This is a genomic window from Vibrio sp. Vb1554, from assembly GCF_033344235.1.
The window spans coordinates 82,942-97,565 of sequence record NZ_JAWPOJ010000020.1 but is presented as its reverse complement, the minus strand read 5'-3'; the positions used below and the strand labels follow the sequence as shown (position 1 = coordinate 97,565).

Sequence of the window (14,624 nt, the reverse complement as noted above, 5' to 3'; positions counted from 1 at the left end):
AATAATTTCTTAGTAACCTTTAAAATACTGCGCTGATAATAAACAAGCTCGACGCAGATGTAAAAAGCTATGCGTCGGATGGTAGACAATCTGACAACGAATTTTGAGTTGAGTTGCATTTATTCACCGATATTAGACGGTAAATGTCACCACATGACGTATTAGTTAGGTGACGAAGAGCAAATTTCAATCGGAAGTAGGGTGATGGACGCTTTCAGCGGTGAGCCAAGCCTAGTGACTCGTTAGTCGGTTTTGGCGAATTCGCGTAATGCATCACCTGAAAAACGATAATACTCTTTTTCATGAATTAGTGTTGCACCAATTGAGCGGTAAAACTGACCTGCGGTAGGGTTACTACTTTCAGCTGTCCAGTCCAACCTTTGGCATCCACACTTGATCGCCAAAGATGCCAGATACTTCATTAACTTGAGACCAACCCCTTTTCCTCGAACCTTCGAAGATACGAACAGATCTTTTAAGTACATCTGCCCTGAGAGCTTTGGGGCAGGGAACATGACGGTATAAGATGCAAAGCCTACGACGTCATCATTATCGTAAACCGCAATGATATTAACACCAGAATGTTCAGAGAAGACTTGGCTCTTTAGATAATGGACCAGATCGTGTTTTGATGAAGCTTTTTCTTTGAAGTAGTAATGTTCTAACTCAATAAAAATAGGGATGAGATCTAAGCAGTTGGTTTTGTGTATTGCTCTGATATCCATATCTCATCCCTTGTCGATTTATTAAGCGGCGATAAGCAGTTCTTTTGCGTTTGCCAACGTTGAGTCGGTTATTTGACTACCACCAAGTAAGCGAGCTAATTCTGCCACACGTTGTTGTTCATCTAATGCGTGCATTTGGGTTTCGGTTTGGCCTGCTTTGGTTTGCTTAGCAACAAACATTTGTTGATGGCCGCATCCGGCAACTTGAGGGAGGTGAGTGACACACAATACTTGAGTAGATTCGCCAAGCTTGCGTAGCATTTTGCCCACTACGGCAGCTGTTGGGCCACTAATACCTACGTCCACTTCATCGAAGATTAAACTTGGTGTATCTACTTTCTGAGCGGTGATCACTTGGATAGCTAGAGAGATACGTGATAGCTCACCGCCTGACGCAACTTTTGCTATAGGTTGCAATGGTTGTCCCGGGTTGGTCGATACTAAGAAGCACACGCTGTCCATGCCAAGCGGCGATGGGTGCGTGTTGTCATTGCTAACTTCGATACTGAATACTGCTTTCTCCATGCTCAATTCGTGCATGCTTTGTGTGATCAGTTTGTTCAGTTCTTTTGCGTAACGGCTGCGTGATTTGTGCAGTTTTTCTGCTTGTGTTAGAAAGCTTTGGTACTTGTGTTCTACTTCTTGAGCAAGTTCATCTAAACGTTCATCGGAGCAATCTAACGCTTCTACTTGGGCCAGAAGATCTTGATGATGCTGGTAGAGTTCTTCTGGCATTACGTGGTGTTTACGAGCTACAGACATCACTTTAGAAAAACGTTCTTCTACATAAGCCATACGAGCTGGATCAACATCGATGCCATCTAAGTAGCTGCGTAATTCATTCTTCGTTTCTTCAAGTTGAATCATCGCTTCTGACAGCATGTTAGGTAGCTCAGATAGCTTTTCATCTAATTCGGCTAATTGAATTAGGGAGTGATTGGCCGATTGCAAAATACCAAGCGCATTGACTTCTTCACCTTCGTAAATAAGTTCGATGGCTTGCTGACAGGTAGTGGCGAGTTCACCACTGTTGGATAGTCGTTTATGCTCTTGCTCGAGCTCTGCAAATTCTTCTTCACCTAGCGATAACTCATTCAGTTCTTTGATTTGGTATTCAAGCAACTGTTTTTGCGCCTGGTTTTGCTGGCTATTTTCTTTTAGCTGCTTGAGGTTATTATCCGCCTGACGCCAATGCTGGTAAGCACTTCGTGTGCTTTTTAGTAGGTTTAAATGCCCAGCATATTGGTCGAGCATGGCCATTTGGTGCTCACTTTTCATCAATTGATGATGAGCGTGCTGCCCATGGATATTGATAAGTAGTTGCCCTAGAGATTTGAGTTGTGATAGTGGAACAGGGCTGCCATTAATGAAGGCTCTTGAGCGGCCTTCTTTTGTGATAATACGACGCAAAATACACTCACTGCCATCTAGCAGATCGTTATCTTCTAACCAACGTGTTGCATGTAAGTTGTTGTCCAATAAAAAAGCGGCGCTAACTTCGGTTTTCTCTTCACCTTGTCGCACCATGCCGGCATCGGCTCGTCCGCCTAAGCAGAGCCCTAAAGCATCGATAGCAATGGATTTACCCGCGCCTGTTTCACCTGTAATGGTGGTCATGCCCTTAGAAAGCTCGAGTTGTAAAGACTTAACAATCGCAAAATTATTAACACTTAGATGAGCCAGCATTTTATTTACCTGTATAACTGAACAATACTGTATAAGAGAACAGTATATACTGTTTCTTTATACAGTAAAGTCAGGTAAGGAAAATTTTCTTTGTAGGCTGTTTTTTTGTGATGAAGTGGGAAAAATGAGCCGATGTGATTACAACGACTCATTAAAATTGAACAGGTTACGGACGAGTTGGGTTAATCGTTAGTGGTTCTAGTGTGACGACTGCATTCACACCTGCACCTGGGTGATCCACGTATGAAGTGTCTTGCATTAGAGTGTAGTAAACGTCGACGAAGTCATCATCATTCGTGAGTACACCATCGGGGATAGTGTCGATGATCTTGTTCGTGATTTGCGGAATAATCGCGTAAGCCTGAACTTCTGGATCTGGAATCGCTTTCAATACTTCTTCGGCAACTTGAACAAGGAGTTTTGCTAATTGTTTATAGTCTGTGCCGTCATCTTGCTCCATGAGCACAATGTCTGCCGCACCCCAGCGGTAACGAGACCAGTGAATAATGATCTGATTTGGATAGTAATCTTGGTTATCGTAGTCTAAGTATGGAAGCTCCACCAAATCGAGAGTAGGTTCATCACGACTTGGATTGACGCCCGTTACGATAGCGTAGATTTCTGCCTTGCCAGAGATCCAAGGTTCTTTGTCATCGGCTAGACGGATCTTTTTCAACTGCGTGGTTTGAATTGGAGCCGCTTCGCCCACTGCGCTACTTGACAATAGCGGTGTATTTTGGCGTTGTTCATCAGCAATATATGGTTGAACTAAAGCTGGTTGACCGAGTTTTTTCATCTCAGCTTGCATAGCTTGCAAGCCTGCTTTTAGCTCTGCAGAGCTATTGTTATCAACGACAAGTACAGGTACCTCAGGGAGCTGGTAAACATCGAGTTGATGGATGTTGCCATAAACATCAAATGCTTCGATGTATTGCCAATTCTCATCATCACCACTTGGTTCAAATGCAAATAATGGCTCGACCTCGCCACTTTGCCATGCTGTTATCATGGCTTCATTTGCCAAGCGAACTTCTAACAACTGATCAGAGTATTCAGAAATACCTTTCCAGCTACGAATTTGAGTGTCAGCTTGTACAAGCTGGCGGCTGAACTCTGAGTTAGGGTTTTGCTTAACAAATGCTGATACAGACACGTTAGTCTGTTGCGGAGTAATATCTCTTCTCAGCATGGGTTCAATGGCAGCATAATTCTCACTCAATTGTTGAGCTAGGGCCCGTTTCGTCTTAGTGATATCTTCCGCTTTTGCATTGGACACACTGTTGACTTGCGTTTCCTCTGATTGGCAGCCAATAAGTGCTAATGTACTGAGAACAGATAGAATGATGGTTTTCTTCATAATATGTCCTTTATTGATTGTATGAAATAGAGTTAATACTCTATTCATGGTGAGAATATCACCGGACATAGATCATTGAATTTGCTTTTCTATCTTTTGTGTAAAGTTTGCCCACAGGATCAAAATTTATAAGCTTCTCTTTAATGATGACAAATATCGTGTCGCCTCACTACTTTGTGTCTATTTCTTGTCTAAGAAAGCCAAAAGCCAGTAGCAATTGAGCTGCTGGCTTTTTTATTGAAGTTATTACCCTGAGTAACAAGTGTTAGAACAATTTACTAGACCAGCCAAGCTTATTCCGTAAGACGTGATAGTAGCTGTAGTCTTTTGGATGGATGAGCTTTAGTACATTTGGACTTTGATAGATGTGAATTTCGTCGCCAGGGGTAACTGGAAGTGAGACTTGTCCATCACAGCTAACTTCTTGTGTTCCACGGTTTTCTGGTGATACCACCAATTTAATTCGACGTTTTCCATCAACCACCAAAGGTCGACTCGACAATGTATGCGGGAACATTGGCACGAGTGAAATGGCATTCAAGCTAGGAGAAAGAATTGGGCCGCCGCCAGAAAGTGAATATGCCGTCGAGCCAGTCGGAGTGGAGACAATCAAACCGTCGGCCCGTAAAGAGAAGGCGAAGCTTTCATCTATGTACACTTCAAATTCAATCATATGGGCAATTTGCCCTGGGTGAAGTACGGCTTCGTTTAGCGCAGCGTTATGACTCTTTATTTGTCCGTGGCGGTGTACTTCCGCCTCTAAAAGAAAACGCTCCTCTTCAATATACTCACCGTCGAGTACCGCTTGCAGAGACGCTTGGAAGTCGTCTGGGTTCAAGTCAGTTAAGAAGCCCAGATTTCCACGGTTCACGCCTATAACTGGTACATCAAATCGGGATAAAATTCTTGCTGCACCTAGCATGTTGCCATCGCCACCAACCACAATGGCTAGATCGGCATTTTTTCCTAGTTCAACTAAGCTAGCAAACTGACTCTGTGGGATATCATCCAGTATTGCGGCAAGGCGATCGTCAATGAATACTTTATAGCCCTCAGAGGTCAACCATTGGTACAACTCTTTATGAGTTTGAATTGCTTGTTGATCTCTTGGTTTTCCGATAATCGCGATCACGTTACATGGATTTTTCATAGCATTTCCGCATTAAAGAGGCTTGAATCAGGAATCTTCATCCCCATAATAATGGCAAGTCACCTAAATATGCGAATTTTTATGTGGTTAAAGCCCGCAAAAACGCGCATGGCTTTAAGGGCATTATGTTGAATTCTGGAGATATCATGAGCAACGAAGAAAACAAAGTTACAGAAGAAGAGCTTGATCAAATCATCGAAGAGGCTGAAAAAGTAGAAGCTGAAGCACAAGAAGTTGAAGCTGAGCTTGAAGAGCTTGGTGATGAGACAGACGCTAAGATTGCTCAACTAGAAGCGGCACTATTGTCTAGCGAGGCAAAAGTAAAAGAGCAACAAGATGCGGTGTTGCGTTCTAAAGCTGAAGTAGAAAACATGCGTCGTCGTACTGAGCAAGAGATCGATAAAGCACGTAAGTTTGCGTTGAACAAGTTTGCAGAAGAGCTGCTTCCTGTTATTGATAACCTAGAGCGTGCAATTCAAGCGGCAGATACAGAGAATGAAACTGTGAAGCCGTTCCTAGAAGGCGTTGAACTAACACATAAAACGTTTGTAGACGTTGTAGCGAAATTTGGCTTGAAAGCAATCAACCCTGAAGGTGAAGCATTCAATCCAGAGTTCCATCAAGCGATGTCGATTCAGGAGAGCCCTGATCATGAATCAAACACTGTTATGTTTGTTATGCAAAAAGGTTACGAACTAAACGGCCGTGTGATTCGTCCGGCAATGGTAATGGTTGCTAAGTAACTTTAACTACCTGTTTTTTAAATATAAAAGCGCCCATCATTTTTGATGGGCGCTTTTTTGTTTTAAACATAAATGACTGCATCGAACTTCGTTGTATATCGATAAATGAAAATTTGATCCCCTTCATATTTTTTCCTATTGGTTAATTATTTTCCTATAGGAGATTTTCTCTCATCTCGCTGCGTGTTTATTAACGGAAAGGGCTATAAGTGATTGTAATCATTCGTTGTGTGAATGTTTGTTCTGCATAGGAATGTAAATATAGTCATTTTTTCTAAAACAATGTCGTTAACAAAAATGTAAATTATCACTTTATTTTGTAACTTCGGTGTGTATGATTTGCGACTAATGCTTTAAAAGTAAGCATATATAACTACAAAAATGTAAATAGTAAACACAACATATCGGAGATTTATAATGGATAAATCGCTTTCTAGTAAGATTTTTATAGGCTTGTTTGCCGGCCTTGTGCTGGGGACAGCAATTCAGTACTTATTTAGCGGTATTGCGATTTTTGATACGTACCTACTTGGAGCAGCAGAAGGTGTTGGCGGCATGTTCGTCTCACTGATCAAATTGCTTGTTGTTCCTTTAGTTTACGTTTCAATCGTATGCGGCATTGTTGACTTGAAAGACATCAGTGCATTTGGTCGTCTTGGTGGAAAAACTTTTACCCTTTACATTCTTAACACCATCATTGCGATTACGGCGGCTTTGACTGTCGGCTTGATCTTCCAGCCAGGAGCGGGCGCTAATCTAGCAGGAACGGTATCTGAGGCTGTACAGCTGACAACGACAGAGACGCCGGACATTTTCTCTTTAGTTGTTAACATTGTTCCTAGCAACCCTGTACAAGCGTTTGCTAGCGGTGACATGCTGCAAATCATCTTTATGGCAATTTTGACGGGGCTTGCAATTCAAGCTTTGGATTCTCGTGGTGGCCCAGCTATTCGCACATTCAAAATGGCAAATGAAATCATGATGAAATTGGTTGGATTAGTGATGAGTCTTGCACCATATGGTGTATTCGCACTAATGATTCAACTAGGTGCAACGCTAAACGCCAATACATTAATGTCCGTTGCCGGTTACGTGGCTTTGGTGGTTGCGATGTTGGTGTTCTGGATCTTCTTCTTCTACCCAATGGCAGTGAGTATTGCGACAGGAACTTCTCCAAAGACTTTCCTACGTGCAACTCGTGAGCAGATTCTTTTCTCTCTATCTACCGCGAGCTCAAACGCGACTATCCCGGTAACGATGCGCACACTGACAGAAAAGCTTCAGGTCTCTAAATCGGTTGCTGGCTTCGGTGTACCACTGGGCGCAACGATGAATATGTCTGGTGTGTCTATCTATATTGCTCTAGCAACGATGTTTGTTGCGAACGCTTTTGGCCAGCCAATTAACACCGCAGACATCTTCACACTTGGCTTAACTATTCTTCTGTTATCTATTGGTGCTGGCGGCGTTCCTGGGGGCGGCGTGGTAATGGTAGGCGTTTTGCTTCACCAACTAGGTTTACCACCTGAAGGTTTAGCAATCATTGCAGCGGTCGACCGTATAAATGATATGTTCTGTACATCATCTAACGTTGTCGGCGACACGGCAGTGAACACCATTGTTGCAAAAACAGAAGGTGAGATAGGTAAAGAAGAAGGTGTTGATGCTGAGCCTGCTCAAGCGAACGCCTAATACCTTGAATAATTTATTTTAACCCTAATATTGAAGCGAGCTCTTATGAGCTCGTTTTTTATTTAGGAAGAGTCGGACATAAATAAATTTATCTGGGAAATGACGTTTTGTTGCGCTACAGCAGTGTGACGAGTTCCCAACTAATCAGAAAGAAACACATAAATTTCGAAAAAAGACGCTTTTTTTTAATTCTGCCCTTGAAAAGCATTTTGCCGCCCTTATCTATGTGGCATAGAGAAGCAAACATTGATTATTTTTGTTTGTGAGCAAGGGTTGAAACCCGATTCTCCTCCCCCCACATTGGGGTTATAACCAAACGAAAATAGAATTTATTCGGAGATAGCCAGATGGGTAAAATCATTGGTATTGACTTAGGTACTACTAACTCATGTGTTGCTGTATTAGACGGCGACAAACCACGTGTAATTGAAAACGCAGAGGGCGAACGTACTACTGCATCGGTTATTGCTTACACTGACGGTGAGACGCTAGTAGGTCAACCAGCGAAACGTCAAGCAGTAACTAACCCAGAAAACACGCTATTTGCAATTAAGCGTCTAATCGGTCGTCGTTTTGAAGACGAAGAAGTTCAGCGTGACATCGAAATCATGCCTTACAAAATCGTTAAGGCTGACAACGGTGATGCTTGGGTAGAAGCGAAAGGCCAAAAAATGGCAGCTCCTCAGGTTTCTGCTGAAGTTCTTAAGAAAATGAAGAAAACTGCTGAAGACTTCCTTGGTGAGGAAGTAACTGGCGCAGTTATCACAGTACCTGCTTACTTTAACGATGCTCAGCGTCAAGCGACAAAAGATGCTGGCCGTATCGCAGGTCTAGAAGTTAAACGTATCATCAACGAACCAACGGCAGCTGCACTAGCTTACGGTCTAGATAAGAAAGGCGGCGATCGCACTATCGCGGTATACGACCTTGGTGGTGGTACATTCGATATTTCAATCATCGAAATTGATGAAGTTGAAGGCGAGAAAACATTCGAAGTTCTAGCAACTAACGGTGATACTCACCTAGGTGGTGAAGACTTTGATAACCGTCTAATCAACTACTTGGTTGATGAGTTCAACAAAGAGCAAGGCATCAACCTTAAGAACGACCCACTAGCAATGCAGCGTGTTAAAGAAGCAGCAGAGAAAGCGAAAATCGAGCTTTCTTCTACTTCTCAAACAGACGTAAACCTACCTTACGTTACTGCAGATGCAACTGGTCCTAAGCACATGAACATTAAAGTGACTCGTGCAAAACTAGAATCTCTAGTTGAAGACCTAGTACAACGCTCTCTTGAGCCATTAAAAGTAGCTCTAGCTGACGCTGACCTATCAGTAAACGACATCACTGACGTAATCCTAGTTGGTGGTCAGACTCGTATGCCAATGGTTCAAGCGAAAGTTGCTGAGTTCTTTGGTAAAGAAGCGCGCCGTGACGTAAACCCTGACGAAGCAGTAGCAATGGGTGCTGCAGTTCAAGGTGGTGTACTTGCTGGTGACGTTAAAGACGTACTACTACTAGACGTAACTCCACTGTCTCTAGGTATCGAGACAATGGGTGGCGTGATGACTAAGTTAGTTGAGAAGAACACAACTATCCCAACTAAAGCGAACCAAGTTTTCTCTACAGCGGAAGACAACCAGAGCGCGGTAACTATCCACGTTCTACAAGGTGAGCGTAAGCAAGCGATGTACAACAAGTCTCTAGGCCAATTTAACCTAGAAGGCATCCAGCCTGCACCACGTGGTATGCCACAAATCGAGGTTACGTTTGACCTTGATGCGGACGGTATCCTACACGTATCTGCGAAAGACAAGCAGACTGGTAAAGAGCAGAAGATCACTATCCAAGCTTCTGGCGGTCTAAGCGATGAAGACATCGAGAAAATGGTTCAAGAAGCAGAAGCTAACAAAGAAGCGGACAAGAAGTTCGAAGAGCTAGCAACTGCACGTAACCAAGCTGACCAAATGATTCACGGTACTCGTAAGCAAGTAGAAGAAGCTGGTGAAGCGCTACCTGCAGAAGAGAAAGAGAAGATTGAAGCAGCAATTTCTGAGCTAGAAACAGCACGTAAAGGCGAAGACAAAGAAGCTATCGATGCTAAAGTTCAAGCACTAATGACTGCTTCTCAAAAGCTGATGGAAATCGCTCAACAACAAGCTCAAGCGCAGCAAGCACAAGGTGCTGACGCAGGTGCACAGTCTAAAGAAGACGACGTTGTAGATGCTGAGTTCGAAGAAGTTAAAGACGACAAGAAATAATATTTCTTAACCAGATGGCTACTTAGCCATCTGGGGTCGATAAGACTTCGTGTGCGGGCGTTTGGGGCAACTCTTACGCCCGTCTGTTTGTAAACGCTGTCTTTCTAGTTAAGTATGTTGCAGACAAGTGCACTTACCTAGAACGATACAAACACCAAGCGGTGAATCGATGCCGTTTGTAGTAATTAACTGGTGACGAAGAACATGTCAAAACGTGATTTTTACGAAGTATTAGGCGTAAGCCGTGATGCCTCAGAGCGCGATATCAAAAAGGCGTATAAGCGTCTAGCGATGAAATTCCACCCAGACCGAAACCAGGGTGATGATTCTGCGGCGGACAAGTTTAAAGAAGTAAAAGAAGCGTACGAAGTTCTGACCGACCCTCAAAAGAAAGCGGCGTACGACCAATACGGTCATGCAGCTTTTGAACAAGGCGGCGGTGGTTTCGGTGGCGGCGGCTTTGGCGGCGGCGGTGCTGATTTCGGCGACATCTTTGGCGATGTATTCGGTGACATCTTTGGTGGTGGTCGTCGTGGCGGTGGTGGCCACCGTGCCCAGCGAGGTGCTGACCTACGTTACAACATGGAATTGACGCTAGAAGAAGCGGTTCGTGGTGTAACGAAAGAGATCGAAGTACCGACACTAGTACACTGTGATACCTGTGATGGTAGTGGCGCGAAGAAAGGTTCATCTGCTGAAACATGTGGTACCTGTCATGGTCATGGTCAAGTACAGATGCGCCAGGGCTTCTTCGCAGTGCAACAAACCTGTCCTACCTGTCACGGCAAAGGTAAAATCATTAAAGACCCTTGTAATGAGTGTCATGGTCAAGGTCGTAAGCAGAAAACAAAAACACTTAACGTTAAGATCCCAGCAGGTGTTGATACTGGCGACCGTATTCGTCTATCTGGCGAAGGTGAAGCGGGAGAAATGGGAGCACCAGCGGGTGACTTGTATGTACAAGTGCACGTGAAAGAGCACCATATCTTCGAGCGTGATGGCAACAACCTATACTGTGAAGTGCCAGTAAGCTTTGCGATGGCAGCTCTAGGTGGTGAAGTTGAAGTACCAACCCTAGATGGTCGCGTAAGCCTAAAAGTGCCTTCAGAAACGCAAACAGGTCGTATGTTCCGTATGCGTGGTAAAGGTGTGAAAGGCGTTCGCGGTGGCGGTGTTGGTGATCTTATTGTTAAGTTGGTTGTTGAAACACCAGTAAACCTAAGCTCACGCCAAAAAGAACTGCTCAAAGAGTTTGAAGAGTCTTGTGGTGGTGAAGCGGCGACAAAGCACAAGCCTAAATCAGAAGGCTTTTTCAACGGTGTGAAAAAGTTCTTTGATGATTTAACCAGCTAAGACGTTAGCGAAAAGCACACATACAAAGGCCTGCTAAAATGCAGGCCTTTTTGCATCTCGGTGTTCTTCCTAATTCCAGCAATCACTTGGTTCTTCGACATTTGTTGACGTTAAAGTAATCGTTTTAGAACCAGTCAAGCACTCGTCGTCGTCTTGTCCCAGAGACGATTTTGCTGTTGCTGTAATGGTATAGGCCGTACTTGCAGAGCTCGCAATATCGAAAGAAAATCTATTTGTGTCTGAGTCACATAGAGTGCATGTTCCTCCAGAGAGAATATGACTCCAGTCGTACCCACCATCATAAGATGTCTCTAGCTCTAGCTGAATTCGACTAAGATCGCTCAAGGCAACCGTCCTATGAGACTTGATTACATGATTAGTGTAAGAGGGGTATGCGACTGCAGCAATGATCCCGACAATCACTACAGCTACCAGTAATTCGATCAATGTCATCCCTCTCAATCCTTTTTTGTAGCCGTTACAACGAGAAATTCGAATCATCACGAGTAGTTTCCTTTTCACTTTTCCGCCTATTTTTGGCAGGTGATAGCATCTGTGCAAGATGAATTACGGCCCTTTTGCCGTTTACATAGGAATTTGGGAAATGCCTCGCGGGTTTACGTTGTTGGAGCTTCTTATTACTGTTGCTGTACTGAGTGCTTTATTGGCTACAGCTGCACCATCTTTCAAGAATGTCTTTGAAACCAACAAAATGCAGCGCTTAGCTAATGAATTGCATGGCTTTGTTATTGAAGGTAAGTCTGAAGCAGTATTACGGCGTGAAAGACTTTGGGCACACATCATCATGTCTGGGAGCTCATCCAGTGACGGAAACTGGCGTATTGATTTGACAGATAACGGAGCTGAGGGAGCTGGGACTGTGTTGTTCTCTTTATCAGGTAAGCCGTATTACGGTATTGTCGTTACCCCGAGCTATGCTTCCGATCAAATCAGCTTCGACGATGTCCATGGTCGACCATCATCAGGAAACTTGAAGTTTCATCCTGTTGGTGAATCATCAAAAGCCTTAAAACTCATTTCTCATACTTTATCAGCCCGCGTAAGAGTATGTAGTGATAACAGCGGCACAGAATATTACGGTTATTCAACTTGCTCTTAAGGATGGCTATGTTTAAACAAAAAGGGGCGAGCCTTATTGAGTTTATGATCGCATCTGTGCTTGGGCTTATTTCTCTTGCGACAGTGGGGTCAATCTATGTGAGTGGTCAACGAGTGATAATGGAGCGTTCGAAAGAGTTAATGTTGTTACAGAATTCTGAAAGTGTCGTGCAGATGCTCAAGAGCGACATTCAGCGTGCTGGTTTTGACGGTAACAATGGTCATTCTATAAAAATCTCGGGCTCAGCGAACACAATTTACACTCTTGATGATGTTGATAGAGGGCTAATTGCTTACGCCTATTACATAGGTGTTTCTGGCTCTGCTCCTTTATATAAAAACGTGGCTTATGAGCAACGAGTTAATACGCCAGAGTCGCTATTTGTGTGTGAAAAAAAGCAAATAACGATATGGGATGTTAATGACGTGGTCAACCTTGCAGGCACAGGCTCATGTAACACTCTCTTTGATAAAAAAGTTATTCACGTTAATCGATTTGACCTGACTAGTGATTTGCTAGAAAGCACTGATGCAAAAAGTGCACTGGTGACCATTACATTGGGAACCGAATTGAAAGACGTGACAGATATTCGCACGCAGCAGTCGTTTACTGCGATGCAAAGGAACTGGCAGTAATGAAGAAACAACAAGGTGCAGCTGCGTTATTAGTTGTGGGTGTATTGCTAGTTGCGGCATTAATGATGTCGCTTGGTAGCTACAAGTCTCTTTTTTATCAGATCAAGCGTGCCAATAATCAAATTGAAGCACGACAAGAACATTGGCTTGCAGAAGGGGGATTGGAGTGTTTCTATTCTTTAGTTCAAAGTACCGGTGATATTTCTTCTGCAACTTCACTAATTTCAAGCCGATGTGAAACACCTTTAGGTTTACATCAATTAGCATTGGAAACCGACAACAAGCTGTTAAGCAAACCAGCTCCAAACTCCAGCCGGACCGTTGAAAAACAACTTGTCCTTTCAAGAGGAAGAGCGTCCGGAGCACTAAAAAGTAGTACAGATTTATACGTTAATGGTAGCTCCGCATTTTCAACACCAGATCCTGGCGAATTTGTAGGAAGTGGGTGGGAGTGTGTTGCTATTCGCTATAAGAATGCATTTCACTCACGTGCTGGAGCGACAAACCAAGGGGTTATACATGGTTCTGCCCCTTATGCTGATTTTGTTCACAACAATATAGATTGTAAATCGGAACATATGAGTGTGACCTCTTCTGACTCAGATTACGGAGAGGACTTTATTCAAGATGCAGACCTAGAGCCATTTTACGACATTTTTAGAGAGCAACGCAGTGACTGGAACTCGGTGAAATCAGGCTGGGGGTTTACTACGATTGATTACGACGACTCAACTAACCAAGTCGTTACTGATTGTGGAAAGAAAGTTGGGGAGCAAATTTCAGCAGGGAAAACTCATATTTGGGTTACGGGGTCCTGTGAGTTTACTTCCTCTAAAAAGAATAGCTCTGGAGAGTATGAGAATGATTCTGATGGGATACTAATCAAAGGAGGCATTGATTATCTTAATGAAGCTTTTGCCGCTACTGGAGAAGCTCCAATATTACTTGTGGTTCAAGATGGTATTTTTGCTGTACATGGTTCAATGACATTCCCTGGTATGCTCTATCAACTTACGACTAATTCACTTACAGATTTAGATACACATTGGAACTTGTTCGAGGCCAAAGATCATTTTGGGGATGCGGCTAACTTTCCCACGCTTGCTCTAGATAAAGTCGTTTACCTGCAGCGTGGCTCATTTAGTTTTTCGGGGGGACAAGTCTTAGATAGTCCAGGTTACAGTGCTTATTTTGTTAACTCTCTAAATTTTGCTTACAACCGAGATAACATCGATGAGGTCGTTGATCCGATTATTAATTTCCGCTGGAAGAAGGGCTCCTGGAATGATCTCTAAACAAAAAGGTTTTAACCTTCTTGAAGTTCTAATTTCTTTTCTGCTTATCGGTGTTGGGGCTCTAGGTTTAACTAAGCTAAACGTATATCTAGAACGCGAATCCGAATATGCCATAAAAAGTATTGAAGCACTGCGTCTAGCAGAAAACCAGCTCGAATGGTTCCGGACGCGTGGTGCTTCTGCGGCGATGTCTACCATCACACCTGCAAATTTTGCTTCTATTGCAACAGGCTCTTCTGTTGCTGGATCTTATGTCGTCGAGTGGGAAGTTCCAGCTGCCACGGTTTCAGGAACACTGAAAACTATCACCATTACCTCTATCTGGAAGGATAGAATCGGCGAGACGCGATCAGTTCAGCTTAAAACGATGATCTCACAATACAGTGAATTCGAAAACTAAGTTCAATTGCATACATGGGCTGAGACAAATGCGGGTGTAATTCCTGTTTGATACCGGATTTGTCACGGTTAATAAATGGTTTTTGAACTGTTAATCGAGTTGATGTGCTACTGTTTTTATTATGTTTAATTGAAGTGGTGTTTTTGCAAAATATGTCTCCAATTATGAAAAAAAATCTAGAACCTTGTGCTTTCTCCATTGGTGTTT

The 14,624-nt window shown here is 43.3% G+C and carries 13 protein-coding genes; 8 read left to right on the top strand and 5 right to left on the bottom strand.

Going from position 1 to position 14,624, the window contains the following annotated elements; all coding sequences use genetic code 11:
- Positions 1–242: 242 nt before the first annotated feature.
- The 4 genes from R8N28_RS16720 to nadK all read right to left on the bottom strand — a co-directional run bounded on the left by R8N28_RS16720 (position 243) and on the right by nadK (position 4,918).
- Positions 243–725 carry a GNAT family N-acetyltransferase gene (locus tag R8N28_RS16720; RefSeq protein WP_005381636.1) on the bottom strand — a complete coding sequence of 161 codons (483 nt, stop codon included), beginning with the start codon at positions 723–725 and terminating at the stop codon, positions 243–245.
- 21 nt (positions 726–746) lie between these two features.
- Positions 747–2,411 (bottom strand): DNA repair protein RecN, encoded by a 1,665-nt coding sequence (recN, locus tag R8N28_RS16715; protein ID WP_005383750.1) that lies wholly within the window; start codon positions 2,409–2,411, stop codon positions 747–749.
- A 166-nt stretch (positions 2,412–2,577) separates the two neighbouring features.
- Positions 2,578–3,768 (bottom strand): DUF3103 domain-containing protein, encoded by a 1,191-nt coding sequence (locus R8N28_RS16710; RefSeq protein WP_005383752.1) that lies wholly within the window; start codon positions 3,766–3,768, stop codon positions 2,578–2,580.
- A gap of 265 nt (positions 3,769–4,033) precedes the next feature.
- Positions 4,034–4,918, bottom strand: a complete 885-nt coding sequence (nadK, locus tag R8N28_RS16705) for an NAD(+) kinase (protein WP_005381631.1) — start codon at positions 4,916–4,918, stop codon at positions 4,034–4,036.
- Positions 4,919–5,064: 146 nt separating this feature from the next.
- Between nadK and grpE the strand changes: the two genes are divergently transcribed.
- The 4 genes from grpE to dnaJ all read left to right on the top strand — a co-directional run bounded on the left by grpE (position 5,065) and on the right by dnaJ (position 10,967).
- On the top strand, positions 5,065–5,661 hold the full coding sequence (gene grpE, locus R8N28_RS16700; RefSeq protein ID WP_021034134.1) for a nucleotide exchange factor GrpE: 597 nt from the start codon (positions 5,065–5,067) through the stop codon (positions 5,659–5,661).
- Between the two features lie 417 nt (positions 5,662–6,078).
- Positions 6,079–7,353, top strand: a complete 1,275-nt coding sequence (locus R8N28_RS16695; RefSeq protein ID WP_005381625.1) for a dicarboxylate/amino acid:cation symporter — start codon at positions 6,079–6,081, stop codon at positions 7,351–7,353.
- Positions 7,354–7,700: 347 nt separating this feature from the next.
- Positions 7,701–9,614 (top strand): molecular chaperone DnaK, encoded by a 1,914-nt coding sequence (dnaK, locus tag R8N28_RS16690; RefSeq protein ID WP_005381623.1) that lies wholly within the window; start codon positions 7,701–7,703, stop codon positions 9,612–9,614.
- 204 nt (positions 9,615–9,818) lie between these two features.
- A complete protein-coding gene (gene dnaJ, locus R8N28_RS16685) occupies positions 9,819–10,967 on the top strand; it encodes a molecular chaperone DnaJ (RefSeq protein ID WP_005381620.1) in 1,149 nt (382 codons plus the stop codon).
- A 69-nt stretch (positions 10,968–11,036) separates the two neighbouring features.
- Here the strand turns inward: dnaJ and R8N28_RS16680 are convergent, their stop codons facing one another.
- Entirely contained in the window at positions 11,037–11,468 is a 432-nt protein-coding gene (locus tag R8N28_RS16680) for a type IV pilin protein (protein WP_054579037.1), read from the bottom strand.
- A gap of 103 nt (positions 11,469–11,571) precedes the next feature.
- Here R8N28_RS16680 and R8N28_RS16675 point away from each other — a divergent pair, with 103 nt between their 5' ends.
- The 4 genes from R8N28_RS16675 to R8N28_RS16660 are packed head-to-tail and all read left to right on the top strand — an operon-like array spanning position 11,572 to position 14,417.
- On the top strand, positions 11,572–12,087 hold the full coding sequence (locus R8N28_RS16675) for a GspH/FimT family pseudopilin (RefSeq protein WP_033905824.1): 516 nt from the start codon (positions 11,572–11,574) through the stop codon (positions 12,085–12,087).
- 8 nt (positions 12,088–12,095) lie between these two features.
- Complete coding sequence (locus tag R8N28_RS16670) at positions 12,096–12,722, top strand: PilW family protein (RefSeq protein ID WP_033905826.1); 627 nt, start codon at positions 12,096–12,098, stop codon at positions 12,720–12,722.
- On the top strand, positions 12,722–14,017 hold the full coding sequence (locus tag R8N28_RS16665) for a hypothetical protein (RefSeq protein WP_054579039.1): 1,296 nt from the start codon (positions 12,722–12,724) through the stop codon (positions 14,015–14,017). Before R8N28_RS16670 ends, R8N28_RS16665 begins: the two co-directional genes overlap by 1 nt.
- Positions 14,007–14,417 carry a prepilin-type N-terminal cleavage/methylation domain-containing protein gene (locus R8N28_RS16660; protein WP_054579040.1) on the top strand — a complete coding sequence of 137 codons (411 nt, stop codon included), beginning with the start codon at positions 14,007–14,009 and terminating at the stop codon, positions 14,415–14,417. Before R8N28_RS16665 ends, R8N28_RS16660 begins: the two co-directional genes overlap by 11 nt.
- Positions 14,418–14,624: the final 207 nt, after the last annotated feature.

What these genes read in the sequence shown, in the direction of transcription:
- R8N28_RS16670 (WP_033905826.1), top strand. Translation starts at nt 12,096, where the DNA reads ATGTTTAAACAAAAAGGGGCGAGCCTTATTGAGTTTATGATCGCATCT.
- R8N28_RS16710 (WP_005383752.1), bottom strand. Translation starts at nt 3,768, where the DNA reads ATGAAGAAAACCATCATTCTATCTGTTCTCAGTACATTAGCACTTATT.
- R8N28_RS16660 (WP_054579040.1), top strand. Translation starts at nt 14,007, where the DNA reads ATGATCTCTAAACAAAAAGGTTTTAACCTTCTTGAAGTTCTAATTTCT.
- dnaJ (WP_005381620.1), top strand. Translation starts at nt 9,819, where the DNA reads ATGTCAAAACGTGATTTTTACGAAGTATTAGGCGTAAGCCGTGATGCC.
- dnaK (WP_005381623.1), top strand. Translation starts at nt 7,701, where the DNA reads ATGGGTAAAATCATTGGTATTGACTTAGGTACTACTAACTCATGTGTT.
- R8N28_RS16675 (WP_033905824.1), top strand. Translation starts at nt 11,572, where the DNA reads ATGCCTCGCGGGTTTACGTTGTTGGAGCTTCTTATTACTGTTGCTGTA.
- R8N28_RS16720 (WP_005381636.1), bottom strand. Translation starts at nt 725, where the DNA reads ATGGATATCAGAGCAATACACAAAACCAACTGCTTAGATCTCATCCCT.
- R8N28_RS16665 (WP_054579039.1), top strand. Translation starts at nt 12,722, where the DNA reads ATGAAGAAACAACAAGGTGCAGCTGCGTTATTAGTTGTGGGTGTATTG.
- nadK (WP_005381631.1), bottom strand. Translation starts at nt 4,918, where the DNA reads ATGAAAAATCCATGTAACGTGATCGCGATTATCGGAAAACCAAGAGAT.
- recN (WP_005383750.1), bottom strand. Translation starts at nt 2,411, where the DNA reads ATGCTGGCTCATCTAAGTGTTAATAATTTTGCGATTGTTAAGTCTTTA.
- grpE (WP_021034134.1), top strand. Translation starts at nt 5,065, where the DNA reads ATGAGCAACGAAGAAAACAAAGTTACAGAAGAAGAGCTTGATCAAATC.
- R8N28_RS16695 (WP_005381625.1), top strand. Translation starts at nt 6,079, where the DNA reads ATGGATAAATCGCTTTCTAGTAAGATTTTTATAGGCTTGTTTGCCGGC.
- R8N28_RS16680 (WP_054579037.1), bottom strand. Translation starts at nt 11,468, where the DNA reads ATGATTCGAATTTCTCGTTGTAACGGCTACAAAAAAGGATTGAGAGGG.